Origin of the sequence: Thauera sp. (assembly GCF_047601425.1) — a bacterium.
GTDB lineage: Bacteria > Pseudomonadota > Gammaproteobacteria > Burkholderiales > Rhodocyclaceae > Thauera.
Window position 1 is genome coordinate 648,598 of record NZ_JASGJL010000002.1, and the last position, 22,706, is coordinate 671,303.

The following is a 22,706-nucleotide window of genomic DNA, read 5'->3' on the forward strand; positions in this document are numbered from 1 at the left end:
TCCCGTTTCAGGCCGCGAGCGATGCGTTGTCGATCACGAAGCGGTACTTCACATCGCCCTTGAGCATGCGCTCGTAAGCACCGTTGATGTCCTCGGCGCGGATCAGCTCGATGTCCGCGACGATGTTGTGCTCGGCGCAGAAGTCCAGCATCTCCTGCGTCTCGGGGATGCCGCCGATCATGGAGCCGGCCAGGCTGCGGCGCTTGCCCACGAGGTTGTGCGGCTGCGTGGCCGGATGCGGCGAGGCTGGGGCGCCCACCAGCGTCATCGTGCCGTCGCGCTTGAGCAGGGACAGGAAGGCGTCCAGATCGTGCGGCGCGGCCACGGTGTTCAGGATGAAGTCGAGGCTCTTGACGTGTGCGGCCATCTCGCCGGGGTTGCGCGAGACCACCACCTCGTCGGCGCCCAGGGCCTTGGCGGCCTCGCGCTTGGATTCAGAGGTGGTGAAGGCCACCACGTGCGCGCCCATGGCGTGCGCGAGCTTGATGCCCATGTGGCCCAGGCCACCGATGCCGACCACACCGACCTTCTGGCCCGGCCCGACCTTCCAATGGCGCAGCGGCGAGTAGGTGGTGATGCCCGCGCACAGCAGCGGCGCGACGGCGGCCAGTTGCTCCTCGGGATGACGGATGTGCAGCACGTAGCGCTCGTGGACCACGATCTGCTGCGAGTAGCCGCCCAGCGTGTAGCCGGGCGCGTCCGGCGTGGGGAAGTTGTAGGTGCCCACCATGTCGTCGCAGTAGTTCTCCAGCCCGTCGTTGCAGTCCTCGCAGTGCTTGCAGCTATCGACGATGCAGCCGACACCGACCAGATCGCCCACCTTCACGCCCGAGACGTGGGCGCCGACGGCCGAGACGCGGCCCACGATCTCGTGGCCCGGCACGCACGGATAGAGCGTGCCCGCCCATTCGGCGCGCACCTGGTGGATGTCGGAGTGGCAGACACCGCAGTAGGCGATGTCGATCTGCACGTCGTGCTCGCCGGGCGCACGGCGGGTGATGTCGATGGATTCGAGGGGAAGATCGCTTGCGTAGGCGCCGTAGGCTTTGGTGTTCATGTGTTGGTCCTTTGAAATGGGTTGGCCCGTCAGGCGGCGGGAACCAGGTTGACGACCTGGACCTCGTTGCGCGAGCCCAGGCGCATCCACGGCCCGAAGGTGCCGGCGCCCTGCGACACCAGCAGCGTGAGCCCGTCGATCTGATGGCGCCCGCTGTGCATGGGAAAGCGGTACTTCACGAGGAAGGTCCCGGGGAAGAACTGCCCGGCGTGGGTGTGGCCGGCGAGCATGAGGTCGATGTTGCCGTCCGCCGCGTAGCGCATGCCCACCGGGCTGTGATGGACCAGCACCGAAGGCTTGCTGCTGTCCCTGGCGATGCGAGGCAGTTCCTCCTGCAGCGTCAGCGTGTTCACGACGTGGGCGTCCCAGGTTTCCCGGTCGGCGTTCATGTACTCCATGCCGATGAGCTGGATGCCGTGCGTGTTCACCCGTTCGCTGCGCAGGATGCGGATGCCGGCGCCCTCAATAAGCCGCAAGGCCCTGTCGGTGTCCATGTAGAACTCATGGTTGCCCGTGGTGAAGTACTGGTCGGCCTTTACGGACTTGAAGAGCGCGAACAGCTCGGGCTTCAGGGCGATGTCGCTGTCGACCAGATCGCCGTTGTAGAGCACGAAGTCCGGCTTCTGGTCTTCGATCACCGCCAGCACCTTGCCCAGGTAGTCCGCGCCGCGCTGGGTGCCCAGGTGGATGTCCGGGACGTGGACGATCCTGACGGGCTGCTTCAGGTTCTTCACCGCGATCTCGTGCTGGGTGACGTCGAACGACTGGGCGTTGATGAAGCCGAACACCACGAACAACGCCGCGGCCGCCACCGCCCCGAGGCCCACCCAGCGCTTGGCAACGCGCTGGCCCAGCAGCGCCAGCGGCTGCGTCAGCACCATCAGGAAGAACAGGTAGATGAAGAAGACGAACAGCAAGCCCAGCACGTTGTAGATCACGGCCACCGCGGCGTTGTCCCCGGTGTAGATGCCCTGGTAGAGGATCAGCATGTAGCCGCCCAGCACGGCCGCGGACAACAGGGCCAGTGGCCATGCCCGCGTCAGGCCCAGCAGGCGCTTCAGCCGAAACGGCACGTACCAGACGGCAAAGGCCATCAGCACCCAGGCCACGATGGTGAGGGTCATGGCGGTGTCCCTTCAGCGGTAGGCGGCCGGCCGGTCCCCGTCGGTGTAGGGCTGGCTGATGCCGAGGTTCTCGTTGACGTACAGGTCGGGATCGGCCACCACGATCGCCACGAAGCGCCCGATGCTCGCCCGCGACGTTTCCGTGCCCTTGAAGGTCTCGCCCTTGCGCGTCAGCTCGAACTCCTCGACGGACTTGTCGGTCAGCCAGACCGGGCGCAGGACCGTGTACTTCAGGGAGGACCGTTCGATCACCTCGGCGGTCTTCAGGTTGGTCGGCCGGGTGTACCCGGTCATGCCCTTGTCCCACGCGTTGAACGGCTCGGGCAGCTCGTCGTAGATGCCGCCCGCACTGATGGCGATGAGGCGGGGCACGCCGAGTTCCTCCATCACCTGGACCACGGTTTCCATCTTGTCGCCCAGGTCCATGCCGCCCATCGTGCTGATCACGATGTCCTGACCGCGCAGGGCCGCTCTCAGATCGTCCGGTTTGCGGGCATCGCCTTCGACCACCTGCACGCGGTCGCTCCTGGGGTGTTGCAAGCGCTGGGCGCGGCGCAGGAAGAGGGTCAGCCTCACATCGTCCTGTTCCAGCAGGCGGGGAATGATTTCCTGGGAGGTATGGCCGTTGGCCCCCAGCAGGATGACGTTCTTCATGCGGATTGCTCCTTGTTGACCTTGTAGCGAAGCCACACGGTGCTGTCGTTCATGGGTTTGGCCTCGATCAGCGAGAACGAACGCGGCTGAACCTGGGTGTACGGTTCCTTCGCCGTGAACAGACCCGGCGCGTCGGGCGAGGCATCGGTCACCGGCGCGATCAGCAGGCTCAGTTCGTCCACCAAGTCGTCCTGCAGGTACGACCAGTTCAGAACGCCGCCGCCACCGATCATCACGCGCTGCATGCCGAACAGCGTCGCCAGCTTGTGCAGCACCAAGGCGTTGTCCAGGCGGTCCTGGCCGGCGATGACGTAGGAAATGTTCAGGCGCCGCAGCAGGTCCTTGTAGGCGTTGCTGGCGCGCTCGGTCAGCACCGAGACCACGTGCGCCCGGCGGGTGCCGTAGTCGACGAAGTTCTCCTGCCAGCCCAGCCGCCCGGTCGGATCGATCGAGACGTAGTACATCGGCGCGTGGGCGTCGGCGACGAAATCGCCCTCGGGAACCGGATCGGCCGACTCGTTCACGTCGGGCTTGCGATAGAAGGTGTTGTTGTCGTCGGTGGTGACGCGCCCGTTCAGGTAGCCTTGGATGTTGAACACCTGCTGGTCGGTGTGCAGGGCCAGTTGCTCGTACAGGAGCGCTGCCGAATCAAACTGCGGCAGCTCGATGCTGTGGATGCGTCCATCCAGCGAGGTCAGCGTGTGGATGATGACGTAAGGCTTTTGCATGCGAATTCCTATTCCGCGTCGGAAGCTAGTTCTTGGAAAACACCACCCGCACGTCGCCGCGGCCGAGCACCTGGGCCAGTCCGGTGGGGTCGTCCAGACGGCCCAGACGGGTGTAGGAGTACGGGGAGTCGAAGGTCTGATAGAAGACGACCACGGTGCGCGAACCCCACAGCAGGAGATCGCCATTGCGGATGGTGCCGGGCCGGCTCGAATTCGTCGGCAGCGCGCTGGGCAGTTCCTTCTTCTTCTCGTTGCCGTTGAGTTCCTCCATGTCCAGCGTCAGCGGCAACATGGCCGCGAAGGCACGGGCGGCTTCGGTATCCGCCAGGGTGATGGCGAAGCGGCGTTCGCCGACGGTCATCCACATGCGGGATTCCTCCGGTCTTTGCGAAGCCTTGGCGGCTTGCGGCGCGGCGCCCGCAGGCGACGCAGGGATGGAAGGCTGTGCGGCGGCAGCGCCGCACAGGACGAGAAGCGACAGCGACAGGCCCAGGCGGTACATGGCGTTCTCCTTGTGGCGTGCGGTCAGGCGGCAGGTTGCCGTGCCTGCGCGCGTGAAGTCTTGAAACTCAGGAAGGCGCCGATCAGCAGCACGATGGCGCTTGCGATGAAGGTGCTCTGGTAGCCGCTGGCATCGAACAACAGGCCACCCACGGTCGAGCCCAGGGCGATGGCGAACTGGATGACGGCCACCATCAGGCCGCCGCCAGCCTCGGCGTCATGCGGCATCGCCTGCGCGATCCAGCTCCACCAGCCCACGGGGGTGGCCGTGGCCATCAGACCCCACAGGCCCAGCAGCACGGCCACGGGAAGCAGCCAGGCGCCGACCGGGATCAAGGCCACGGCGATCACCGCCATGAGGGTCGGGATGACGATGAGCGGCCCGTACAGGCCTCGCTTGAGGATCGAACCGATGACCACCGTGCCGATGAAGCCAGCGACACCGATCACCAGCAGTACCAGCGACAGCGTGGACACGCTGACGTGCGTCACCGTTTCGAGGAAGGGGCGCAGATAGGTGAACAGCGCGAACTGGCCCATGAAGAAGGCCCCGCAGGCCGCCATGCCGTAGGCCACCGTGCGGCTCTTGAGCACCTTGAAGACGTTGCCCGAGCCTGGGGCGCGCGCCTGCGTCTTCATGGCGGGCAAGGCGATCCACTGCCAGGCGAAGGTGATCAGCGCCACGGGCACCAGGGCGAAGAAGGCGCCGCGCCAGCCGATGACGGAACCCAGCCAGGCCCCCAGGGGCGCTGCAATCACGGTCGCCAGGGCGTTGCCGCCATTGAAGATGGCCAGGGCCTTGGGGACCTGGCTGGAGGGCACCAGCCGCATCGCCATGGCCGCCGACATGGACCAGAAGCCGCCGATCACGACGCCGATGAGGGCACGGCCGACCATGTAGGTGACGTAGTTGTGCGCCAGCGCCACGATGGCGCCGGAGACGCCCATCAGCACGGTCAGCACCAGCAGCAGCTTCTTGCGGTCCATGGTGCCGGCCAGCGCCGAGATCGACAGGCTGGTCAGCACCGCGAATGCGCCGGAGATCGCGATGCCCTGGCCGGCCATGCCTTCGGTGATCCGAAGGTCGCCGGCAATCGGCGTCAGCAGACTGACAGGCATGAACTCGGAAGCGACGAGTGCGAAGACGCACAGCGACATGGCGAACACGCCGCTCCAGTAGGCGGGTTGTGTTGCAGCCTCCTGAGAGGCTGTGGCGTTGCCCTTCGGGGCATCGGTTGCAGGATCGATCATGGAATGTGTTGTTCTTCTCTGCCCGCAGGCTCAAAAAAAGGGCCGCACCATCCGGCTGGACGGGTGCGGCCAGGACACGGCGCTGAAGTGGTTCAGGCCATCAAGTGGCGCCCGCTCAGGCCAGGTGCTGCTTGAAGAAGGCCGTCAGCTTGTCGAACGGGATCACGTGGTCCTTGCCGCCGTCGTACAAATCCGTGTGAACGGCGCCCGGAATGATCATCAGCTCTTTCGGCTCTGCCGCGGCCGCGTAAGCGGTCTCGCTGAAGTAGCGCGAGTGCGCCTTCTCGCCATGGACCAGGAGCATCGGGCGCGGCGAAATCTCCTTGATGTAGGTGAGGATGGGGAAGTTCATGAACGGCAGCGGCGTGGTCTGTGTCCAGGCATTGCCCGAGTTGACCGCGCGTGGGTGGTAGCCGCGCTTCGTTCGGTAGTAGTCGTGGTAGTCGACCAGGAACTGCGCCTCGCCGCCCTTCAGTTCGTTGTAGGGCGGCTGGTAGGCGGGCTTGCCGGCCTCGGCGTCCTTCCAGCGCTGCTGGCTCATTTGCGTCAGCATCTGCGTGCGCTGCTCCAGCGTCACGCTGTCGTTGTAGCCCTTGGACATCACGCGGGTCATGTCGTACATGGTGCTGGCGACGACGGCCTTGATGCGCTTGTCCACGGCCGCGGCGCTCAGTGCCATGCCGCCCCAGCCGCAGATGCCGATGATGCCGATGCGCTCCCGGTCCACGTTGGGCAGCAGGCCCAGGCAGTCCACCGCCGCGCTGAAATCCTCGACGCTGATGTCCGGCGAGGCGACATTGCGCGGCTCGCCACCGCTCTCGCCGGTGAAGGAGGGGTCGAAGGCCAGCGTGATGAAGCCGCGCTCGGCCATGGTCTGCGCGTACAGGCCGGAGGATTGCTCCTTCACGGCGCCGAACGGGCCGCTGACCGCGAGGGCCGCGAGCTTGCCGCTGGCGTTCTTGGGTTGGTACAGGTCGGCGGCCAGGGTGATGCCATAGCGGTTCTTGAAGGTGACCTTCTTGTGGTCCACCTTGTCGCTCTTGGGAAACACCTTGTCCCACTTGTCGGTCAGCGTCAGGCCCGTCTGTGCGGCGGCGGGGCCGGTGGCGAGTGCGCCCACGCCCAGGGCGGCGATTCCGGTGGCCGTCATCTTCAGCACGCCGCGCCGACCCACGTCGGCATGGTCTTGACGGGCGATAGTGCTGCCAGCTTCATGATTGTTCTCCATGGTGAAGTTCCTTTCTGCTCGAATTGGGGTAAGGGTCAGGTCGTCTGTCCGCCATCGACGACGACGTTGGCGCCCACGGTGAAGCCAGCTTCCTCGGAGCACAGGTACAGCACCGTGGCGGCGATTTCCTCGGGCTTGCCGGGACGTCCCACCGGCTCGTTGGAAATGACGGTTTGCAGGCCTTCTTCCGTGCCGCCGGTGATGCGGTCCATCATCGGCGTGGCGATGAAGCCAGGGGAGACGACGTTCACCCGGATGCCCTTCGGGGCATAGTCCAGCGCCGCGGCCTTGCTCATGCCGGTCAGGCCCCACTTGGTGGCGCAGTAGGCGGCCTGGCCGGCGAAGCCCTTCACGGCCGCGCCGGAGCCGGTGTTGACGATGGCGCCACCGCCTTGCTTGAGCATCTGCGGGATCTGGTGCTTCATGCTGAAGAACACGCCGCTCAGGTTGGTGCTGATCTGGCGTTCCCACTCGGCGCTGGTGATGTCGGCCAGCGGGATGACGCCGTGCTCGACGCCCGCATTGTTGAAAGCGAAATCGAGGCGGCCGAACGTGGCCACCGCCTTGGCGACGGCGGCTTCTATATCGGCTTCCTTGGTCACGTCGCAGCGAATGGCCGCAGCGCGACCACCCGCCTGTTCGATCAGGCTGACGGTTTCCTGGATGCTCGCGTCGGTGCGGCCCACCACCGCGACAGCAGCGCCGGCCTTGGCGAAGGCGAGCGCCGTGGCGCGGCCGATGCCCGTGCCGGCGCCGGTGACGAAGGCGACCTTGCCCGTGTAGTCAAATTGGATAGCCATGAGAATTCCTTTGCAGTCTTGATTGAAAGACATGGAAGGAGAGCGCATCAAACCGTGCATTGGCCAGTGGCTTTCGTGCCCTGCAACGCAGACCTTCCATCGGTATGTGGCAAATTTTCTCGCGCGATGCGCGTCTTGACTAGCTAATGAATACTTAAAAGGGCTATTAGTTGCACTAATCAAAAGGCCATGAGAAACTGAAAAACATGGTCAGACGCAACCTCAACGATCTCCTGTCATTTGTCACCGTGGCGCGTGAAGGCAGCTTCACGCGAGCGGCTGCGCTGCTGGGCGTGACGCAATCGGCCTTGAGCCAGGCCATCAGCGGCCTGGAGGCCAGGCTGGAAATCCGCCTGCTGACCCGCACCACGCGCAGCGTCTCGCCCACGGCGGCGGGCGAGCGACTGTTGCAGGCCATCGGGCATCGTTTCGACGAGATCGAGGCCGAGCTGGACGTGCTCTCGGAGTTGCGCGACAAGCCCTCCGGCACGGTGCGCATCACCTGCGGCGACCATGTGCTCAAGACCACCTTGCTGCCGAAGGTTGCGCCGCTCCTGCACCAGTATCCCGACGTCAAGGTGGAATTCGACGTCGAACTATGGATTCAGGGACATCGTGGCGGACCGCTTCGATGCAGGCGTGCGTTTGGGCGACACGATCGACAAGGACATGATCGCGGTGCCGATCGGCCCCAAGCTGCGCATGGCCGCGGTTGCGGCGCCGGGCTACTTCGACAAGCATCCGAAGCCGAAGACGCCGGAAGACCTGACCCAGCACAGTTGCATCAACCTGCGCTTTCCCACGCATGGCGGTCTGTATGTGTGGGAGTTCGCGCGCCGGGGCAGGCAATTGAATGTTCGCGTCGAAGGACAGGTCACGCTCAACAGCACGCCGCACATCGTTCAGGCGGCGCTGGAAGGGCTGGGCATTGCCTTTCTCCCCGAAGAGGAGTTTGCCCCGCACATCGACGAAGGACGGCTCGTTCGTGTGCTGGACGACTGGTGTGCACCGTTCGAGGGCTACTACCTCTACTACCCCAGCCGGCGGCAGCCCTCGCCGGCGTTTTCGCTGGTGGTCGATGCGCTGCGCTCCCACGATGCTCCGACAAGGAAACGCCAATAACGGCCAAAGCACCTGATCGCCATTTGAAGGAACCGTATGAAGACTCAGAAAATTGCAGCCTTTCTTGCGGCCGCCGTCGCGACAGGCGCTGTCGCCAGCATCGTGCAGACCCAGATCAATCTCGGACAGCTCGTCCGCATTGGTGCGCCGGTGACTGCATCCGTCCGGGCCTGGGCCACGCTGGAGGACCTGGCCAGGTTCGGGCCGGTCATGGCGGGGATCGCCATCGTCGCGCTGCTGCTTGCGGTGCTGGCCGGACACCTGGTGCTGAGGTTCACTTCGCCGGCTTGGCGCAAACTCGTTTTTGTAGTCGCCGCCGTGGTCGGACTGTGGTTCGTGTTCTGGCTGATGCGCTCGGTGATTCCCATGCCCGCTTTGCCCGGTACACGGACAGCGCTCGGCCATGCACTGATGTCGCTGACGGGCATTGTGGGCGGTCTGCTCTATGCCATCCTGACCTCGCCGAACCGCCTGACACCGGGCGTCGGGAACCGCGCTGCGCGATGGCGCCATGCGGGTGCCGTATTGGCGCTCTTGGCCGTTCCTGCCATGCTCTTCTTCGCCATGGCGCCAGGTGCTGGCACCAAGCCCGAGGCGGTCGATCCTGCGAGCTATGAGATCCAGACTGTCTCGACGGGGCTGAACCGTCCCTGGTCGGCGGCATTTCTGCCGGACGGCCGCGTGCTCGTCACCGAGATGGGCGGACGTTTGCTGGCCATCGCCGCCGATGGCTCATCCTCGGAAATCGCGCTCGACGGGCTGCCGCCCATCTTCCAGCAAGGCGGGGTCATCGGCCTGATGGAGGTCGCGCTGGACCCGCAGTTCGACCAGAACGGCTGGCTCTACCTGACGATGGGCTACGGCGAAGCCGGTGCGAACGGTACGCGCCTGGTACGCGCCCGGCTGGCGGGCAGCCGAATCGAGGACGTGCGCGTGCTGTTCAGTTCCACGCTCAAGCCGCGCGCGGGAAACAACGGCGGGCGCATCGCGTTTCTCGGCGATGGCACGCTGGTGCTCTCGCTGGGCGACGGCAGCGCGCGGCGCGAGGAGGCACAGAATCCCGCGAACCACCTGGGTACGGTCGTCAGGCTCGACCGCGAGGGCCGTCCGCCCGCAGACAATCCCTTTGTGCAGCAGCCGGGCGTCGCGCCCGAGATCTACAGCCTCGGCCACCGCAACGCCCAGGGCATCGCCGTTGACCCGACGACGGGCGACCTGCTGCTCACCGAACATGGCGCTCGGGGCGGTGACGAGGTCAACCGAATCGTGTCGGGTGGCAACTATGGTTGGCCGATCGTCACCGCAGGCATCGATTACCCGTTTGCGCGGGTGACACCGTTTCAGCGGTTGGAGGGCTACCGGGAAGCCGAGCTGGAGTGGACGCCCTCGATTGCGCCTGCGGGCCTGGCGGTCTATGACGGTCCGCTGTTTCCCGAATGGCGGGGCGATCTGCTGGTTCCGGCGCTCAAGGAGCGCGCGGTACGCCGCGTGCTGCGGGACGGACGCAAAATCGTGGGCCAGCAATTGCTGCTAGCGGATCTGAACGAGCGAATGCGAGACGTCAAGGTCGCCCCCGACGGCTCGATCTACGTGCTTACCGATGGCGTTGACGCCAAGCTGTTGCGCCTCGCTCCACCCGCTCGGAGTGGCTGATGCAGTGGCTAGGACATCAATGCTGGAGCCCCAGCACTTGGGAAGCAGCCACTCTCAGGCTTGCGGTTCGGTGAAGAATTTTTCTCCACCAAAGAACCGATTGGGCTTGGTGAAGAACGACAGGAACACTGCACCGTTGGGAGAGCGGGCCACATGCGTGTTGCCGCCCGGACGCCACACGAAGCTGCCGGGTCCGCAACTGCCTTCGGCATCCTCCAGCGAGCCTTCGAGCATGTAGGTCTGCTCGACCGAGGTGTGCTCGTGCAACGGCACCACGGAGCCTGGCTCCATCTTGAACATGATGGTGGACATGCCGGATGCGGGGTCCGAATAGAGCACCTTCATCTCGATGCCCGGGAAGTCCGTCGCCTGCCACGGCATGTCTGCCGCGTTGATGTAGTGCGAGCGCAGATGCTGGGGCAAAGTGGGCGCCGTTGCGCGAGCGGCTTCCGAAGTCGTCGATGTCATGATTCAACCTCCTGGGTCGCGTTGAGCGACTGGATGGAAAACGGGCGGTCGTGCTGCAGGCTCGGCAACTGCTGCCGGCGCTTGGCGACATCGCCCAACGAAATGGACTGGATCAGCAAGCCAGGCTCGCCATCCAGTTCGGCGAGCACCACGCCATCCGGGTCGATGACCAGGCTGTGCCCGTAGCTCGTGCGGCCGTTGCCGCTTTCGCCGCAGGCGGCCGTGGCGAGCACGAAGGCGCGGTTCTCGATGGCGCGCGCCTGCAGCAGCGTGCGCCAATGGCCTGGCCCGGTCTGGCGGGTGAATGCCGCCGGCACCAGCAGTACCTCTGCGCCGGCCTGGGCCAGGGAGCGGTAGAAGTGCGGAAAGCGAACGTCGTAGCAAACCGACAGGCCGACCTTGCACCAGGGCGTCGCAAGCACCACGGCCCGATTGCCGGGCCGGTAGTGGCGCGATTCCTGAATCTGCGTGCCATCGGCCAACGTCACATCGAACATGTGCAGCTTGTCGTAAGCGGCGCGTACCTGGCCGCGACGGTCGAACACCAGCGAGCGGTTGGCCATCTGCTTTGCTGATGCGTCGTACACCACATGGGAGCCGAGGAAGATCCACAAGCCGGACTGTTCGGCCACGCGGGCCACTTCACGCTGTACCCGTTCTGCCTGATACGCGGCTTCCAGCATGACGCTGCGGCGGCCATCCAAGCAGCTCGCGTACTCGGGCAGCAGGAGCCATTGCGCGCCGCCACGCTGGGCATCCGCGGCCAGACCGGCGATGGTTGCCAGGTTGGCAGCCAGGTCGGGCGCTGGTGCGTATTGGCCGAGCGCGATGGTGAGCGTTTCGGTCATCGCGCCTTCAACCCCAGCATCTCGCGCGCCTGGGCCGGCGTGGCCGGCTCGAAGCCCAGGGTCTTGAGAACGTTGATTCCTTTCTCGACCAGTTGCGCGTTGCTGGTGGCCTGCACGCCCTTCTCGATGTAGAGGTTGTCCTCCAGGCCCACGCGCACGTGGCCCCCGAGCAGCGCGGACTGCGCCAGCATCGGATACTCCTTGGGACCGATGCCGAACGCAGCCCAGTTGGCACCGGCCGGTAGCAGATTGCGCATCGCCATCAGCATGTCGGGATCGGCTGGTGCGCCCCAAGGCACGCCCATCACGAGCTGCCACAGCGGGTTGGGCTCTATCAAGCCTTGGCCGATCATGTGCTTGGCCAGCGCGATGTGGCCCGTATCGAAAACCTCCAGCTCCGGCTTGACACCAGCCTCGTGAATGACGGCGGCGATGGTCTCGATGTGCTTCTGGATGTTGATGAGGGCGCCCTTGCCGAAGTTGAGGCTGCCCATGTCCAGGCTGCAAATCTCGGGGCGCAGCGCGGCGATGTGCCGTGCGCGTTCTGCGGGCGTGCGCAGGTTGGAGCCTTCGCCGACGGTGTTGGCGGTGTCGTCGCTGGGAATGAAGCGCGCGCCCGCGCCGGTGGTCAGATTCACGATCACGGGCGAGCCGCTGTCCCGGATGCGCTCCACGACTTCCTGATAGAGCGCGAGTTCGATGGACGGCTTTCCGGTATCGGGGTTGCGCACGTGGATGTGGGCGATTGCCGCTCCGGCCTTGCAGGCTTCGATCGCGGAATCGGCGATCTGTAGAGGGGTGACGGGAACCGCAGGAAAGCGGCCTGCGGTGTCGTCGCCGCCGGTGATGGCGCAGGTGAGGATGACGGGCTTGCTCATGGGGGAACCTCTCTGTCGATTTCAGAAAACTGCTTACTGGATGCGTATGTTTCGCTTGCGCACGATGTCGCCAAGCGCCTTCTGGCTGCGCAAAAAGGATTCGCGGAACTGCTCGGGGGTGCCCGGATCGGGCAAGAAGCCGCGTTCCAGCAACTCCTTGTTGATGGCCGGCTCGTTCAAGGTGTCGCGGACGGCTTTTGCCAACGCCTGCACGGCCTGCGGCGGGATGCCCTTCGGTGCCACAACGCCCTGCCAGCTATACAGATCGAAGCCCGGATAGCCGCTTTCCTGCACGGTCGGCACATTGGGCAAGGTCTGGAGCCGGTCCTTGGCGGAAACCAGCAAAGGCTTCAGCTTGCCGGCGCGGATGTGCGGCAACGCCGTCGCTGGGTCAGAAAAGTACAGGTCGATCTGGCCGCCCAGGAGCGCCTGGATGGCGGGTGCTGCACCGGGGTAAGGCACGTGCATGGGCGTGACGCCCACGCGGTCGGCAAATGCCTCCATCGTGAGGTGGTTCATGCCGCCTTGGCCCCAACTGCCATAGGTCACGCGGTCGCCGCGCTCTTTCATGTAGGCCACGAGCGCAGCAACATCTTTGGCAGGGAAGTCAGGCTTGGCCAGGAGCACGAGCGGCGTGCGAACCAGGGGCGCGACGAATTCCAGGTCGCGTTCCGCCGAGTACTTCAGGTCGGGGTAGAGGGAGGCATTGACGGCCACCTGCTCGGCGGTATTCATGACGGTGTAGCCGTCCTTGGGAGAAGACAGGAGCGCTTGCGTGCCGATGATGGTGTTCCCGCCTGGACGGTTGTCCACGATGATCGGCTGATTGATCGTCTGCGACAGGCGCTGCGTCACCACGCGCGCCACGTTGTCCGCGCCACCGCCCGCTGGATAGGGAACGATCCACCGGATCTGATGCGAGGGATAGTCCTGGGCAACGGCGATACCTCCGAAGCAAAGGGAGGCTGCCAAAGTGGCGGCATAACGGGCGAGGCGCATGGGTTGTCTCCTTTATTAAAACGAGTGCTTGAATTGTCTTTGACCTACATCAGCCTCGACTACTAGGCGTTTCACGTAAAATCAAACGTCGTTTAAACACTCGTTTTAATATTTCTATGGTGAGGCACTACCCCGGTGGCGCTCGTTCGAGCGAGGTCACAAGGCAGTTGATCCTCGATGTAGCGGAGCGCCTGTGTGCTGAGAGTGGCGTCGAGGCGCTGTCCGTGCGCGCTGTCTGCGAGCAGGCTGGCGCCAACGTCGCAGCCGTCAACTACCACTTCGGGAGCAGGCAAAAGCTGCTGGAAGAAATGTTCCAGCGGCGCGTGACGCCGCTCAACGAGGAGCGGTTGCGGTTGCTGGATGTCGCCATTGCTGGGCCGCGGGAACGGCTGCTGGAGGGGGTGATTCGGAGCTTCATCAGCCCGGTGATCCGAGGCATTGCGTCGAGCGCGCCGGTCGATGAGCAACCCGGTGGCAACCCATCGTGGGTCGTGACCCAGTTCCTCGGTCGCGTGTATTCCATGCCCGGAGAGGAGGAGTTTCTGAAAGCGCACTACGAGCCGGTGCGCAGCCGATTCGTGCTTGCGCTCCAACTGTGCCTTCCAGGGCTTCCGCTGGATGACCTGCTCTGGCGCTACAACATGATGGTCGGCGCGCTGATCTATGCCATGAATGGGCCGCAGCGCATGACCAGGCGGCCCATGATTTTCAGTGACTCGACAAACGATCGCGGCGTAGTTACACCCGAGAGTTGCATTCGCCAAATGACCGCATTCCTGGTTGCGGGTTTTCAGGCTCCACGGCAGGACGATGAGGACGACGTGGACAAGTAGCAACCTGGGCTATTTTTCCTGAGACAGTTTGAGGTAAGGGTTATTTGGTGGTGTCTGCAAGAAAATCAGGTGTGCATCGTCCAGCAGGTAGCCATGCAGGCGACGGGATTTACGAGGGCCAGTCACCTCGCAGGTCCAAATGTTCAGTCCGCTGGCCTGCTTCTTGTGCAACCCCAGCTTCTCAAAACGCTTCTGCACCCATTGCCAGTCTGACTGGCCTTCTTGTTTGGCCAGCGCACTTACCTGCGGATGCTCTTGCGCATAGCGCTGGAACACGCCGGGGCTGACCAGATACGCGGTATCGCTTACGGTATGCACGAGCGCCTTTGCGTCGTTGATGATGAGCCGGCGCGAGGCAATGCCCTGTTTCAGCCACGCCATGAAGTGCTCGCCAGACGGTTGGGCGGTCGAGGACACAGGTATAGGCATAGGTGACGAAGGCAGAGCCGCAGCCGGGGGGCGCGAGGGCACTTCATGGCGCGTGGCAGGTGCCTCGCCCGAGGCGGCTTCCGCATCCAGCGGGGTGGCCGGCGCATCGCCCATTCCCACCAACGTCAGCATGTCCTCCATGGCGTCGGGCATGGCCTGGGGCTTGGACGAAGGGGCCGAAGCGGTGCCACTGGCTTCTTCCCATGGCAGCGCCTCTTTGCTTGCCGAGGCCGCCTTCGCATCAGCCGTGGCAAGGGGGCGCGGCGCATCGGCCTCCATGTCCGAGGGGGCCGTGTCGATCACCACCGTCCCGGCGAAAGGCGCCGGCCGCTCGCCAGACTCCCAAATCAGCGCAGGCGCCAGCCGCAACAGGGTGAACGAGTGGGACCAGCCAGTGGAGCTGGTCACGGTCGCGCGCCAGATCGCCTTTCCATCGGGCGTCGGCTGCAACATGCCGTGGTCCTGGAGCACGTTGAAGACTGCGGTGTTGTTCGCGGGAATGCCATCGATGCCCTGGGACAGCAGGTGCGCGCGGAGTTTGTCGGAGACGGTCTTGCTCACCAGCCACAGCGCATCATCCGTGAGCCAGCCATCCGAGGCTTCCGCCTGGTTCAGGCGCAACTCTTCCTTGAGCAGGTAGCGCAGCCCGTTGACCAGCTTGCGTTGGAGCGAGTGCTTGGGCGCGGCCATGGCGCGCGCGGGATCGCCGCCCAGCTCCTGGGCGACGGAGGCGCGGTCGGCCTGCACGACCAGCTCGCCCAGCACCCCGGCGTGCTCGTACTGCCCGGCCAGGACGTAGAGCAGCGGCGCCCACAGGGACGGATAGCCGCTGAGCCAGTCCAGCAGATCGCGATCGAGCAGTTGCCGGTAGAGCAAGCCTGTTGCGGCGCTGTGGAGCCGGTACTCGCGGTCGTCGCGGTAGCGGAAGCGGTACGGTTGGCGCAGCGGGCCGTGCCATGGGTGCCAGGTGCTGCCATCGGCCAGTTCGACGTGCAGATCGACCGCCACCTTGCCGATGTCATGCAGCAGCGCGGCATAGGCGACGGCCGCAGTCCAGGCTTCGGCCTGCGCCGCCTGGTCTTCGGGGCTGGCGCCGATGGGCAGCAGATGGGACTGCCGCAGTTTCAGGCTGTAGGCGACGATTTCCAGGCCATGGTCGAGCATGCCGCCGGGGTATGCGTGGTGGTGCGCTTCGGAGGCCGGGAAAGCCTGGACCAGCTCGGCGTAGCGCTCCAGCGGGGCGCGGTAGAGGGTGGCGAACTGCCGGCGCGAGAGCGACGTGCGCTGCCAGATGTGTTCCAGCAGCTTCTGCCGGCGCGGGGTGGCCAGTAGCGATGCGGCTGACCCCGGCCGCATCAACCCTTTCGGGAGGTCGGTGGCGGGTGGTGGCGACGGCGCGGCGGCGACCGGTGGCCGTTTTCGCTGGAACAGGGAGAGCATGTCGGTGTCCTGATGGCGGGCCGGGCGGAAGGCCTTTTGGCCTTTTCGAGGTAGGGCCTTTCCCCTTGCACCCCATTCCCTTGCCGTTTCGACCCTTTGGCCTTTAACCGTTTCGGTATAGCGGGGCCTGGGCTGCGGCTCCAGCGTCAATGGGGAACCCACACGAATGGATTGGACGGCGACCTGGCGTTGGCCCCGGCCTATGCTGCCGGGGCCAACGCCAGGTAGGCTTCCACTCAGGCGACTAAGTTGACAAACGCGACAAAGGCGACTAGAGTGAATCCTGTCTCAAACCTACCTGGGAGATGACCATGCCCACTGCCATCGAATTCATTGCCGATCGTCTGCCGCGCGTCACGGTGGAGGATGTGCGCCGATTTGCGGATACCGTCGAAATCCGGGATGCCCCGGCGTTCGCGGCCGAGTTGCAGGCGTTCATCCATGAGCGCGTGGAGGCGGTGAAGCTGCCCGCCAACCTGGAAGGTGAAACGGTGGCGCAGGCCTTGGAGCGCAAGGCGGCCGCGCTGCGCGCCGACACGCGCTGGGCACCGGCTGAAACCGACGTCCAGCGAGGCCGCGCCGTGCTGCTGGAAGCCTTCAACCAGCCGGACAACCTGCCGCCTGCCGAGTTCGCCAAGCTGGCGGACAAGTCGCGCCAGCAGATCTACAAGGACATCCTCGCCCGTCGGCTGCTGGCGCTGAACGTGGGGCCGCGCGGCCAGAAGCTGCCCGACTGGCAGCTCGACCCGGTGAAGCAGCAGTTGACCCAAACCGTGCTCCAGGAGGTCGAGGGCATCGACCACTGGACGATCTACCGCGCGCTGTCTGAACCGCTCGAAGGTTTGGGCGGTCGCTCGCCAGTGGATGCGGTGACGCATGGCACGATCGATGACGTGGCCGAGGCCGTGTTCAACGTGCTGGGCGTCCAGGTGCATTGAAGCGAGATCGGCATGAGCCACGAGCTGCCTTCGTTCCTGATCGATGCCGGTGAACTGCTCCAGCATGTGAGCCGCGTCGTCTATCGGGGCAGCCCGCTGTACTATGGCCGCAGCAGCACGAATCGCTACGATGACCTGGCGGGAGCCTACGGCGTGCTCTACCTGGGACGTGACCTGCCCACGGCGCTGATGGAGTCGGTGTTTCACAAGCACCAGTGGCTTGAAGACACGAAGCGCTCCATTGCCCTGAAGGAAATCCAGGCCCGGATGGTGCGCGCAGTAGGCGTGCTGGAGGACGTGCTCCTGGCCGACCTCACCGCGCCGGGCGTCATGGCGGGCTACTTCGGCCTGAATCTGGAGCAGTTGGCCAGCCGCGACTACACGCACACGCAGCAGGTGTCCGCCCAGGTGCATGCGATGCGCGGAAACGACGGCCAGCCCCTGTTTGACGGGGTGCTCTACCCGTCGCGCAACAACTACCCCGCCAAGAGCATCGCCTTGTTCGAGCGTGCGGGAGCCAAGGTCAGCGTTGTCGAGGACATCGACCTGGTTGACCATGTGGACTGGCCGCGGTTCGTTGCCACCTACCGCATCGGCGTGGAACCCGATCCCGGCCCGGTGGAGCCGGAGGACGAAGCGTCCTGAAGCAGCAAGAAAGCGCATTGAAGCCTCAAACCGAATGAATTGGAGCAAACTGGAATAGGCATTCCTCAACAGCAGGAGACGACCATGAACACGACGACCCGCACCAGCACCGCAGAACGCCTCGGCCGCGCCTTTGGCCGTGGATGGCGTGCCTATGCGCGCGGCGAACGGCGGGCGTCGAACTGGTTTGTGTCCAAGGGCATGCCGCGAGCTGGTGCTTCCGCGCTCGTGTGGGTAGCCAAGCTGGCTGTACTGGGAGTGCTGCTCTACGTTGCGTTTTGGTTCGCACTCGTGCTGCTGGGCGTTGCGGCGGCGGGATGGGCTGCTGCTGCCAATACCTCGGATGAAGACGAGTGGCCTTTCACCGACCTCACCGAGCTGCGCAAGACGCCGGGCTACGATCCCAACCTGTACAACGACACGTCGCACGAGTTGTACACCGACGACTGACCGGCCTCGCGCTATTTCAGCTTTCCTCCGGTGAGCGCCCCGGCACCCTTGCCGCCAGCTTGGCCGGCGCTCTTGCTGCCATCGGAGAGCCCTTGGATGACGTGCCCGGCCCGAATCCCAACCCAGGTAAGGCTCGCCAGCCAGAATCCCGGCAGAACCAGGAACATCGTGCCCATGACAAACATCAGGAGCATGTCGCCGAAGGCGTTGTTCAGCCCCACCAGCGGATCGAAGTTGGTGTGCGGCCGGTTCCAGCCGAAGCCCCACCCATAGAGCGCGTCCAGGATCGTTGAATCGATCCAGCGTGCGAGCTGGAACCAGAAGTCCGTGAAGAACAGCGCGAATTGCACGACGCTGACGGTGATGACCGTCTTCAGGTCATAGGTGCCCACAACCAGCACGAGCGGGATGCAGATGACCAGCGCCATCTTCAGTAAGGCGAGGATCATGGGCAGGGATTGGCGCACGACATCCATGGCAGGAAACGCGGCAATCGCGCCTACTGCCATCCCGACGTCGCCTGTGGCGCGCGTCACGATGTTCGGCAGGGTCTTGTCGATCTGGCCGCCGTAGTCCGTATAGACGCTGCCCTGGTTCAGTTTCTGCTGTCGGGGTGACGCGATGGCGCGGATTACCGAATCGTCCACCTCGGCCCGGCTGAGGAACCCGGCCCAGCCCGCCAGGCGATTCAGCAGGCTCGGGTCCACCTGACCCAGCAGCCGTGCCCGCAGGCCGTTGCTGCCACCGGCCCACCACTCCCTGCAGGTCGGGTAACCGCCGCCATTGGCAACCTGCGCGAGGCCCGCATCGCGGGTGTCGTCGTAGGGCCAGGCCTCGCGCGCCGTGCTGGAGCGATAGCTGTCGTAGTAGCCACCCGTGTCCGTGAAAAAGCGCGAGCCGATCCAGGTCACGTCGTGCATCTGCTGCTCATCGAGATCCGGGCGCTGCATGAACAGTTTGGCCCGCGCAGGCCCATAGCAATCCCGCGAAAAGTCCGCGACCTCCTGAGCCAGTACCGGGTCGTCAATGCGGGTCGCATCGATCTCCATCCTCATCTGCCGCAGGTCCGTACCGCACGGGATCGCCGCTACCGAGGCGCTCGTGACGGCGCGCGAGAGCGCGTGCATGAAGGCCCACCAGACCGGCACCTTCGCCGACTGGTTGTCGATGGTGCTGAAGGACTGCGACCAGCCGGTTTCTGTGGGCTGCGGCACGCTGACCTGGCACTGCGCCGAGCGCGAGCTGTCGTACTGAATGGTGCTGAGGTCCACGTCGATGAACGGAATGCCCGCGAACATCACCACCACGATCGCGACGAACACCCGGTTCTCGATACGGGCGGCACTCAGAACGCCTTTGTTACCCTCGTCAGCACCTTCCGCGCGGGCCTTCAGCCACTCCTGCACGACGATGGCGACGAAAGGCAGCGCGAACACCCCGCTGGACACCAGCACGGCCCAGATGCCGTTGTTGACGATCCAGGACACGAGGGTGAGGTAGTACTCCAGATAGTCGGTCGTGAAGAGCGTCATGGCTCCGATCTCCCCTCAAGCGGCCTGCATCAACAGGCTGGCTTCCAGCGCGACGATGGCGACGACGCCGGCGACCTCGGTGCGGATCAGCCGGCGCCGCGCCTGCCCATCTGTCCCGCTTTGGTCTTCGCGGGCCAGCACCCGGCGGCGCATCCAGAACCATCCATAGGCCGTTGCCGCGTACACGCACAGCCGCCAGATGAAGAAATACCCTGCGGAGGCCGCCAGCCACCGTTCCCAGCCTGCAACGCTGCCGACCAGGTAGATGCCCGCGACGTTCGCCCCCACGGCGGCGGCAACGATCAGCACCAGCCACAGCAGCGTCTTCGCCGCGCGCCGGCTGAACAACCAGCGCAGCGGCCGCCAGGCCATGCGCGCCGGGCTCATGGCCGACTCCCCGGATTGCCCTTCTGGAGCTGGTCGAGACGGTCCGGCACAGGATCGCCCTCGTAGATGCCGCGCGAGCCGGCCGCGCGCGTGCCGTGGCGCTGGATGATCGCCATGGGCGAGTTGTTCGCCAGCTCGCGCCGCAGCTCCAGTTCGGTCTTGAGGTTGCGAATCTCGCGGTCGAGCGTGTCGCTCTCGTGGTTCACGGCCTCCACGGCAAGCTCGTTGGCCGCGACGTTGGGCTCCTTCTTCCCCGTGAGCAGCGTGCGCTGCAGCAGCAGCGCCTTCTCCAGCACGGATGCCAGCGCGACCTCGGACGCCAGGCGCTGCGACAGCAGGTGCTGGTCAGGCTCGTCGCGCAGCGCCTCGATCACGCCGCGCGTGATCGGCAGCGACGCGCTGCCAGCTTCGCGCAGGTTCTCCGGCGTCGTGTTCTTAGCCTTGGTCACCAGGTCCTGGAGCGCCTGCAGCTTCGCGTCGTACTCCTCCTGGATCAGCGGCGTGAGCCCGACGCCGGGCGTAGTCTCGGTCTTGGTGCAGGCATCGCACGTGCGCTGCTCCTTCTCGCCGAGCACGCGCGTAGCCCACTCGACGGCGGCCTGCGGCGAGGCCCAGGTCTGGCACGAGAGGCTGCTGCAACTGGCCGGCGCGATGGACGAGGTGTCGGTGACGCCGCGGCCGTTGACCAGGTTGTAGCCGGCGCGGGTGACATCGCCGACGACCTTGATCGCGGGCTGGCCGGAGCCACCCGCGTTGCTGCCCCCGACCCACGGCACGCCGTCATTGCCGCGTCGCGTCTCGGCCTGCTCGATGGCCGAGACCGCATCCGTGCTCGACACGGCATCGCGCAGCGCCAGGCCTTCGGCCATCTGGCTCCAGCCGAGCTGGCCGCCCGCCGTTTCGGCCATCTTCTCGGCCATGGCACGACACGTCAGCTTGGAGCGGTCGAAATCGAGTCGCGCCTGCAGCACGCCATTGGTGAGCAGGTTGTACAGACCGGGATCGGCCCGCTGGATGATCAGCGCGGGCAACGATGCCACCGCACTGGTGGCACTCTGGATCACCGACGACATGATTTGCTGGAAGCCGTTGGTGATGCCGTTGAGTTGATTCCTCAAGGTGGTCTGGATGCTCATGTCACCGCAGATCAAGTTGCTGTTCCAGCCCACGCCGACGCCGAGGGAGCGCATGCCGGCCGCACGTCCCATCGACACGGCGTTGCCGCCGCCGATCGAGTACATGACGTCATCGCCGATGACGCTGCCGCTGGTCTGGTAGCCCAGTTGACCCCAGGCCACGCCGCTGCCCAGCGCGAGCGCGCCGGCCAGCGCCAGGACGATCTTCGTGCGGCGTGCCCGGCGGGAGAACGGATTGAATGCAGGACGGAACTTCATGGCACCACCTCAGAGGAAATCGACGCTGCCCAGGAACACCTGGCCCCGGCGTTCGCAGCAGGCATACGGCCGCCACAGCGCCCATGCGTAGTCGCCTTGCTGCGCCTGGGTAAGGAAGCCGCTGCGCGGGAAGACCGTGCAGGACGACGACAGGACGGGCGTGAGTTCTTGCCACTTGCCGGTCGAGGCATCGCCCTCCATCAGCGCGCCGGCCGGCCAGTAGCCGTCGCGGGAGTTGGCAAGCAACGGCTGATAGACGTGGATCTGCCCCCGGCGAGTGACCACATCGCCCGCACGCTGGGCCACCACTGCGCCGGCCTTGAAGTCGTCGGTCTGGTGCAGGAAGCCGCCACGGGGATACACGTTGCCCCAGAGGTTCATCGTGGTACGGGCGCCGACCTCGCGCCGGCCCGGAATCAGCGCTTCCGGGTAGGCCATCTCGGGCACGTTGTAGCGCCAGGCCAGCGTGTCCAGGGTGCTGAGCAAGTACGGCATGAACGCCGTGCCGGCGCCCTCGCAGAAGTAGCCCGACGACGAGACGAACTGATTGAACACCTCGGCGCCGGGGTGGCCGATGACGTCCGCGTTCTTGAATTTGGCGAGGTTGTTTTCGTGATCCTCGTTCGTCGTTCCGTCGCCGCCCGCTTGGGCGGACGGGTTGGGCGTGCTCATTGCTCGGACTTCGACCCAGGGGTTCTCGCCGGTGTTGCTGTAGCTGGAGACGACTGCATCGGGAACGTAGTGGCGAACCTTGGTGGACGTGCGCACCGTGCAGCCCGTCCAGGTGCAGTAGAGCCAGTAGCAGATGCCGACCACGCGGTATTCGAGGCAGTCGGGCGACGCCACCGAGCCGACGATGGTGGCGGTGTTGAGGGCGTAGCTGCCGGTGGCGCTGAGCAGCAGCAACGAAGCCACGCCAGCGCGCAGGCGGCGCATCAGGTCGAATGGGCGCGTCACGGCTGGGTCCTCCGGTGCTGCTCGATGCGCGCGACAGCGCGAGCCACGTCCGGCTCGCCATAGACCACGTAGCGCTGATCCACCACGACGGCCGGGAGGCTGGTGATGCCCAGGCTCCATGCGTCGGTGACGCCTTGGTATGCGGAGGCGATGCGGCGCTGGAGGTCGGCACCGCCCTGGCTCAGGCGATCCCGAGCGATGCGTTCTGCGCGCGACGGGTCGGCTGGCAGGTCGAATGCCAGTTCGGCCTCGATGCGGGAGGGCGCATCCAGCAGGATCAGGCGATCCGCCTTGCCCGAGACTGGATGTGCCTGGTCGGTGACGACCCAGGTTTCAGCGTGAAGCGCGCTGGTCGCAAGGAGCGCGACAAGGCCGGCGGATGTCAGCCAA

General features: G+C 65.3%; 24 protein-coding genes and 1 pseudogene. 7 read left to right on the forward strand and 18 right to left on the reverse strand.

Annotated elements, in window-relative coordinates:
* Positions 1 to 7 precede the first annotated feature (7 nt).
* The 8 genes from QM748_RS19615 to QM748_RS19650 all read right to left on the reverse strand — a co-directional run bounded on the left by QM748_RS19615 (position 8) and on the right by QM748_RS19650 (position 7,343).
* Positions 8 to 1,057: an NAD(P)-dependent alcohol dehydrogenase gene (locus QM748_RS19615; protein ID WP_415248659.1), complete on the reverse strand. Its 1,050-nt coding sequence runs from the start codon at positions 1,055 to 1,057 to the stop codon at positions 8 to 10.
* A gap of 29 nt (positions 1,058 to 1,086) precedes the next feature.
* Positions 1,087 to 2,181 (reverse strand): metallophosphoesterase, encoded by a 1,095-nt coding sequence (locus QM748_RS19620; protein ID WP_415248660.1) that lies wholly within the window; start codon positions 2,179 to 2,181, stop codon positions 1,087 to 1,089.
* A 12-nt stretch (positions 2,182 to 2,193) separates the two neighbouring features.
* On the reverse strand, positions 2,194 to 2,835 hold the full coding sequence (locus QM748_RS19625; RefSeq protein WP_415248661.1) for an SDR family oxidoreductase: 642 nt from the start codon (positions 2,833 to 2,835) through the stop codon (positions 2,194 to 2,196).
* The gene (locus QM748_RS19630) at positions 2,832 to 3,563 is read right to left on the reverse strand and encodes a RibD family protein (protein WP_415248662.1); all 732 of its coding nucleotides are present in this window, start codon (positions 3,561 to 3,563) and stop codon (positions 2,832 to 2,834) included. The genes QM748_RS19625 and QM748_RS19630 overlap by 4 nt, the downstream gene beginning before the upstream one ends.
* A 25-nt stretch (positions 3,564 to 3,588) precedes the next feature.
* The gene (locus tag QM748_RS19635; RefSeq protein ID WP_415248663.1) at positions 3,589 to 4,065 is read right to left on the reverse strand and encodes a cyclophilin-like fold protein; all 477 of its coding nucleotides are present in this window, start codon (positions 4,063 to 4,065) and stop codon (positions 3,589 to 3,591) included.
* A 23-nt stretch (positions 4,066 to 4,088) separates the two neighbouring features.
* Entirely contained in the window at positions 4,089 to 5,315 is a 1,227-nt protein-coding gene (locus QM748_RS19640; protein WP_415248664.1) for an MFS transporter, read from the reverse strand.
* A gap of 115 nt (positions 5,316 to 5,430) precedes the next feature.
* Entirely contained in the window at positions 5,431 to 6,543 is a 1,113-nt protein-coding gene (locus tag QM748_RS19645; RefSeq protein ID WP_415248665.1) for a CocE/NonD family hydrolase, read from the reverse strand.
* Positions 6,544 to 6,578: 35 nt separating this feature from the next.
* The gene (locus tag QM748_RS19650) at positions 6,579 to 7,343 is read right to left on the reverse strand and encodes a glucose 1-dehydrogenase (protein WP_415248666.1); all 765 of its coding nucleotides are present in this window, start codon (positions 7,341 to 7,343) and stop codon (positions 6,579 to 6,581) included.
* A 206-nt stretch (positions 7,344 to 7,549) separates the two neighbouring features.
* Here QM748_RS19650 and QM748_RS19655 point away from each other — a divergent pair.
* The 3 genes and pseudogenes from QM748_RS19655 to QM748_RS19665 form a co-directional block, all read left to right on the forward strand.
* Positions 7,550 to 7,684 (forward strand): annotated as a pseudogene (locus QM748_RS19655) (LysR family transcriptional regulator); the annotation flags it as partial.
* A gap of 274 nt (positions 7,685 to 7,958) precedes the next feature.
* Positions 7,959 to 8,465 carry a LysR substrate-binding domain-containing protein gene (locus QM748_RS19660; RefSeq protein ID WP_415248667.1) on the forward strand — a complete coding sequence of 169 codons (507 nt, stop codon included), beginning with the start codon at positions 7,959 to 7,961 and terminating at the stop codon, positions 8,463 to 8,465.
* A gap of 36 nt (positions 8,466 to 8,501) precedes the next feature.
* On the forward strand, positions 8,502 to 10,118 hold the full coding sequence (locus QM748_RS19665) for a PQQ-dependent sugar dehydrogenase (RefSeq protein ID WP_415248668.1): 1,617 nt from the start codon (positions 8,502 to 8,504) through the stop codon (positions 10,116 to 10,118).
* A gap of 54 nt (positions 10,119 to 10,172) precedes the next feature.
* Here QM748_RS19665 and QM748_RS19670 read toward each other — a convergent pair whose 3' ends face one another.
* From QM748_RS19670 to QM748_RS19685, 4 genes are read right to left on the reverse strand one after another with little or no spacing between them, the layout of a single operon-like run.
* Entirely contained in the window at positions 10,173 to 10,586 is a 414-nt protein-coding gene (locus tag QM748_RS19670; protein ID WP_415248669.1) for a cupin domain-containing protein, read from the reverse strand.
* A complete protein-coding gene (locus QM748_RS19675) occupies positions 10,583 to 11,434 on the reverse strand; it encodes a carbon-nitrogen hydrolase family protein (RefSeq protein ID WP_415248670.1) in 852 nt (283 codons plus the stop codon). The genes QM748_RS19670 and QM748_RS19675 overlap by 4 nt, the downstream gene beginning before the upstream one ends.
* On the reverse strand, positions 11,431 to 12,312 hold the full coding sequence (locus tag QM748_RS19680; protein ID WP_415248671.1) for a 3-keto-5-aminohexanoate cleavage protein: 882 nt from the start codon (positions 12,310 to 12,312) through the stop codon (positions 11,431 to 11,433). Before QM748_RS19680 ends, QM748_RS19675 begins: the two co-directional genes overlap by 4 nt.
* A 33-nt stretch (positions 12,313 to 12,345) precedes the next feature.
* Complete coding sequence (locus QM748_RS19685) at positions 12,346 to 13,311, reverse strand: Bug family tripartite tricarboxylate transporter substrate binding protein (protein ID WP_415248672.1); 966 nt, start codon at positions 13,309 to 13,311, stop codon at positions 12,346 to 12,348.
* A 167-nt stretch (positions 13,312 to 13,478) separates the two neighbouring features.
* On the opposite strand from QM748_RS19685, the gene QM748_RS19690 reads away from it, so the two are divergent.
* Positions 13,479 to 14,144 carry a TetR/AcrR family transcriptional regulator gene (locus tag QM748_RS19690; protein ID WP_415248673.1) on the forward strand — a complete coding sequence of 222 codons (666 nt, stop codon included), beginning with the start codon at positions 13,479 to 13,481 and terminating at the stop codon, positions 14,142 to 14,144.
* 9 nt (positions 14,145 to 14,153) lie between these two features.
* On the opposite strand, the gene mobH is transcribed toward QM748_RS19690, so the two are convergent.
* Entirely contained in the window at positions 14,154 to 16,013 is a 1,860-nt protein-coding gene (gene mobH, locus QM748_RS19695) for a MobH family relaxase (RefSeq protein ID WP_415248674.1), read from the reverse strand.
* A gap of 311 nt (positions 16,014 to 16,324) precedes the next feature.
* Here mobH and QM748_RS19700 point away from each other — a divergent pair, with 311 nt between their 5' ends.
* From QM748_RS19700 to QM748_RS19710, 3 genes are all read left to right on the forward strand, one after another.
* The gene (locus QM748_RS19700) at positions 16,325 to 16,951 is read left to right on the forward strand and encodes an integrase (RefSeq protein WP_415248675.1); all 627 of its coding nucleotides are present in this window, start codon (positions 16,325 to 16,327) and stop codon (positions 16,949 to 16,951) included.
* 12 nt (positions 16,952 to 16,963) lie between these two features.
* Complete coding sequence (locus QM748_RS19705) at positions 16,964 to 17,596, forward strand: RES family NAD+ phosphorylase (protein WP_415248676.1); 633 nt, start codon at positions 16,964 to 16,966, stop codon at positions 17,594 to 17,596.
* Between the two features lie 84 nt (positions 17,597 to 17,680).
* Positions 17,681 to 18,046 (forward strand): DUF3742 family protein, encoded by a 366-nt coding sequence (locus tag QM748_RS19710; protein WP_415248677.1) that lies wholly within the window; start codon positions 17,681 to 17,683, stop codon positions 18,044 to 18,046.
* Between the two features lie 11 nt (positions 18,047 to 18,057).
* Here QM748_RS19710 and QM748_RS19715 read toward each other — a convergent pair whose 3' ends face one another.
* From QM748_RS19715 to QM748_RS19735, 5 genes are read right to left on the reverse strand one after another with little or no spacing between them, the layout of a single operon-like run.
* The gene (locus tag QM748_RS19715; RefSeq protein ID WP_415248678.1) at positions 18,058 to 19,578 is read right to left on the reverse strand and encodes a conjugal transfer protein TraG N-terminal domain-containing protein; all 1,521 of its coding nucleotides are present in this window, start codon (positions 19,576 to 19,578) and stop codon (positions 18,058 to 18,060) included.
* A gap of 15 nt (positions 19,579 to 19,593) precedes the next feature.
* A complete protein-coding gene (locus tag QM748_RS19720; RefSeq protein ID WP_033448768.1) occupies positions 19,594 to 19,965 on the reverse strand; it encodes a hypothetical protein in 372 nt (123 codons plus the stop codon).
* Entirely contained in the window at positions 19,962 to 21,359 is a 1,398-nt protein-coding gene (locus QM748_RS19725; RefSeq protein WP_415248679.1) for an integrating conjugative element protein, read from the reverse strand. Before QM748_RS19725 ends, QM748_RS19720 begins: the two co-directional genes overlap by 4 nt.
* 9 nt (positions 21,360 to 21,368) lie before the next feature.
* On the reverse strand, positions 21,369 to 22,316 hold the full coding sequence (locus QM748_RS19730) for a TIGR03756 family integrating conjugative element protein (protein WP_415248680.1): 948 nt from the start codon (positions 22,314 to 22,316) through the stop codon (positions 21,369 to 21,371).
* Positions 22,313 to 22,702 carry a TIGR03757 family integrating conjugative element protein gene (locus QM748_RS19735; RefSeq protein WP_415248703.1) on the reverse strand — a complete coding sequence of 130 codons (390 nt, stop codon included), beginning with the start codon at positions 22,700 to 22,702 and terminating at the stop codon, positions 22,313 to 22,315. Before QM748_RS19735 ends, QM748_RS19730 begins: the two co-directional genes overlap by 4 nt.
* Positions 22,703 to 22,706: the final 4 nt, after the last annotated feature.

Bases quoted from the DNA above. Each gene is read 5' to 3' on its own strand.
- QM748_RS19650 (WP_415248666.1), bottom strand. From the start codon at position 7,343: ATGGCTATCCAATTTGACTACACGGGCAAGGTCGCCTTCGTCACCGGC.
- QM748_RS19665 (WP_415248668.1), top strand. From the start codon at position 8,502: ATGAAGACTCAGAAAATTGCAGCCTTTCTTGCGGCCGCCGTCGCGACA.
- QM748_RS19645 (WP_415248665.1), bottom strand. From the start codon at position 6,543: ATGGAGAACAATCATGAAGCTGGCAGCACTATCGCCCGTCAAGACCAT.
- QM748_RS19720 (WP_033448768.1), bottom strand. From the start codon at position 19,965: ATGAGCCCGGCGCGCATGGCCTGGCGGCCGCTGCGCTGGTTGTTCAGC.
- QM748_RS19675 (WP_415248670.1), bottom strand. From the start codon at position 11,434: ATGACCGAAACGCTCACCATCGCGCTCGGCCAATACGCACCAGCGCCC.
- mobH (WP_415248674.1), bottom strand. From the start codon at position 16,013: ATGCTCTCCCTGTTCCAGCGAAAACGGCCACCGGTCGCCGCCGCGCCG.
- QM748_RS19625 (WP_415248661.1), bottom strand. From the start codon at position 2,835: ATGAAGAACGTCATCCTGCTGGGGGCCAACGGCCATACCTCCCAGGAA.
- QM748_RS19700 (WP_415248675.1), top strand. From the start codon at position 16,325: ATGCCCACTGCCATCGAATTCATTGCCGATCGTCTGCCGCGCGTCACG.
- QM748_RS19680 (WP_415248671.1), bottom strand. From the start codon at position 12,312: ATGAGCAAGCCCGTCATCCTCACCTGCGCCATCACCGGCGGCGACGAC.
- QM748_RS19640 (WP_415248664.1), bottom strand. From the start codon at position 5,315: ATGATCGATCCTGCAACCGATGCCCCGAAGGGCAACGCCACAGCCTCT.
- QM748_RS19710 (WP_415248677.1), top strand. From the start codon at position 17,681: ATGAACACGACGACCCGCACCAGCACCGCAGAACGCCTCGGCCGCGCC.
- QM748_RS19715 (WP_415248678.1), bottom strand. From the start codon at position 19,578: ATGACGCTCTTCACGACCGACTATCTGGAGTACTACCTCACCCTCGTG.
- QM748_RS19705 (WP_415248676.1), top strand. From the start codon at position 16,964: ATGAGCCACGAGCTGCCTTCGTTCCTGATCGATGCCGGTGAACTGCTC.
- QM748_RS19635 (WP_415248663.1), bottom strand. From the start codon at position 4,065: ATGTACCGCCTGGGCCTGTCGCTGTCGCTTCTCGTCCTGTGCGGCGCT.
- QM748_RS19615 (WP_415248659.1), bottom strand. From the start codon at position 1,057: ATGAACACCAAAGCCTACGGCGCCTACGCAAGCGATCTTCCCCTCGAA.
- QM748_RS19685 (WP_415248672.1), bottom strand. From the start codon at position 13,311: ATGCGCCTCGCCCGTTATGCCGCCACTTTGGCAGCCTCCCTTTGCTTC.
- QM748_RS19620 (WP_415248660.1), bottom strand. From the start codon at position 2,181: ATGACCCTCACCATCGTGGCCTGGGTGCTGATGGCCTTTGCCGTCTGG.
- QM748_RS19725 (WP_415248679.1), bottom strand. From the start codon at position 21,359: ATGAAGTTCCGTCCTGCATTCAATCCGTTCTCCCGCCGGGCACGCCGC.
- QM748_RS19630 (WP_415248662.1), bottom strand. From the start codon at position 3,563: ATGCAAAAGCCTTACGTCATCATCCACACGCTGACCTCGCTGGATGGA.
- QM748_RS19670 (WP_415248669.1), bottom strand. From the start codon at position 10,586: ATGACATCGACGACTTCGGAAGCCGCTCGCGCAACGGCGCCCACTTTG.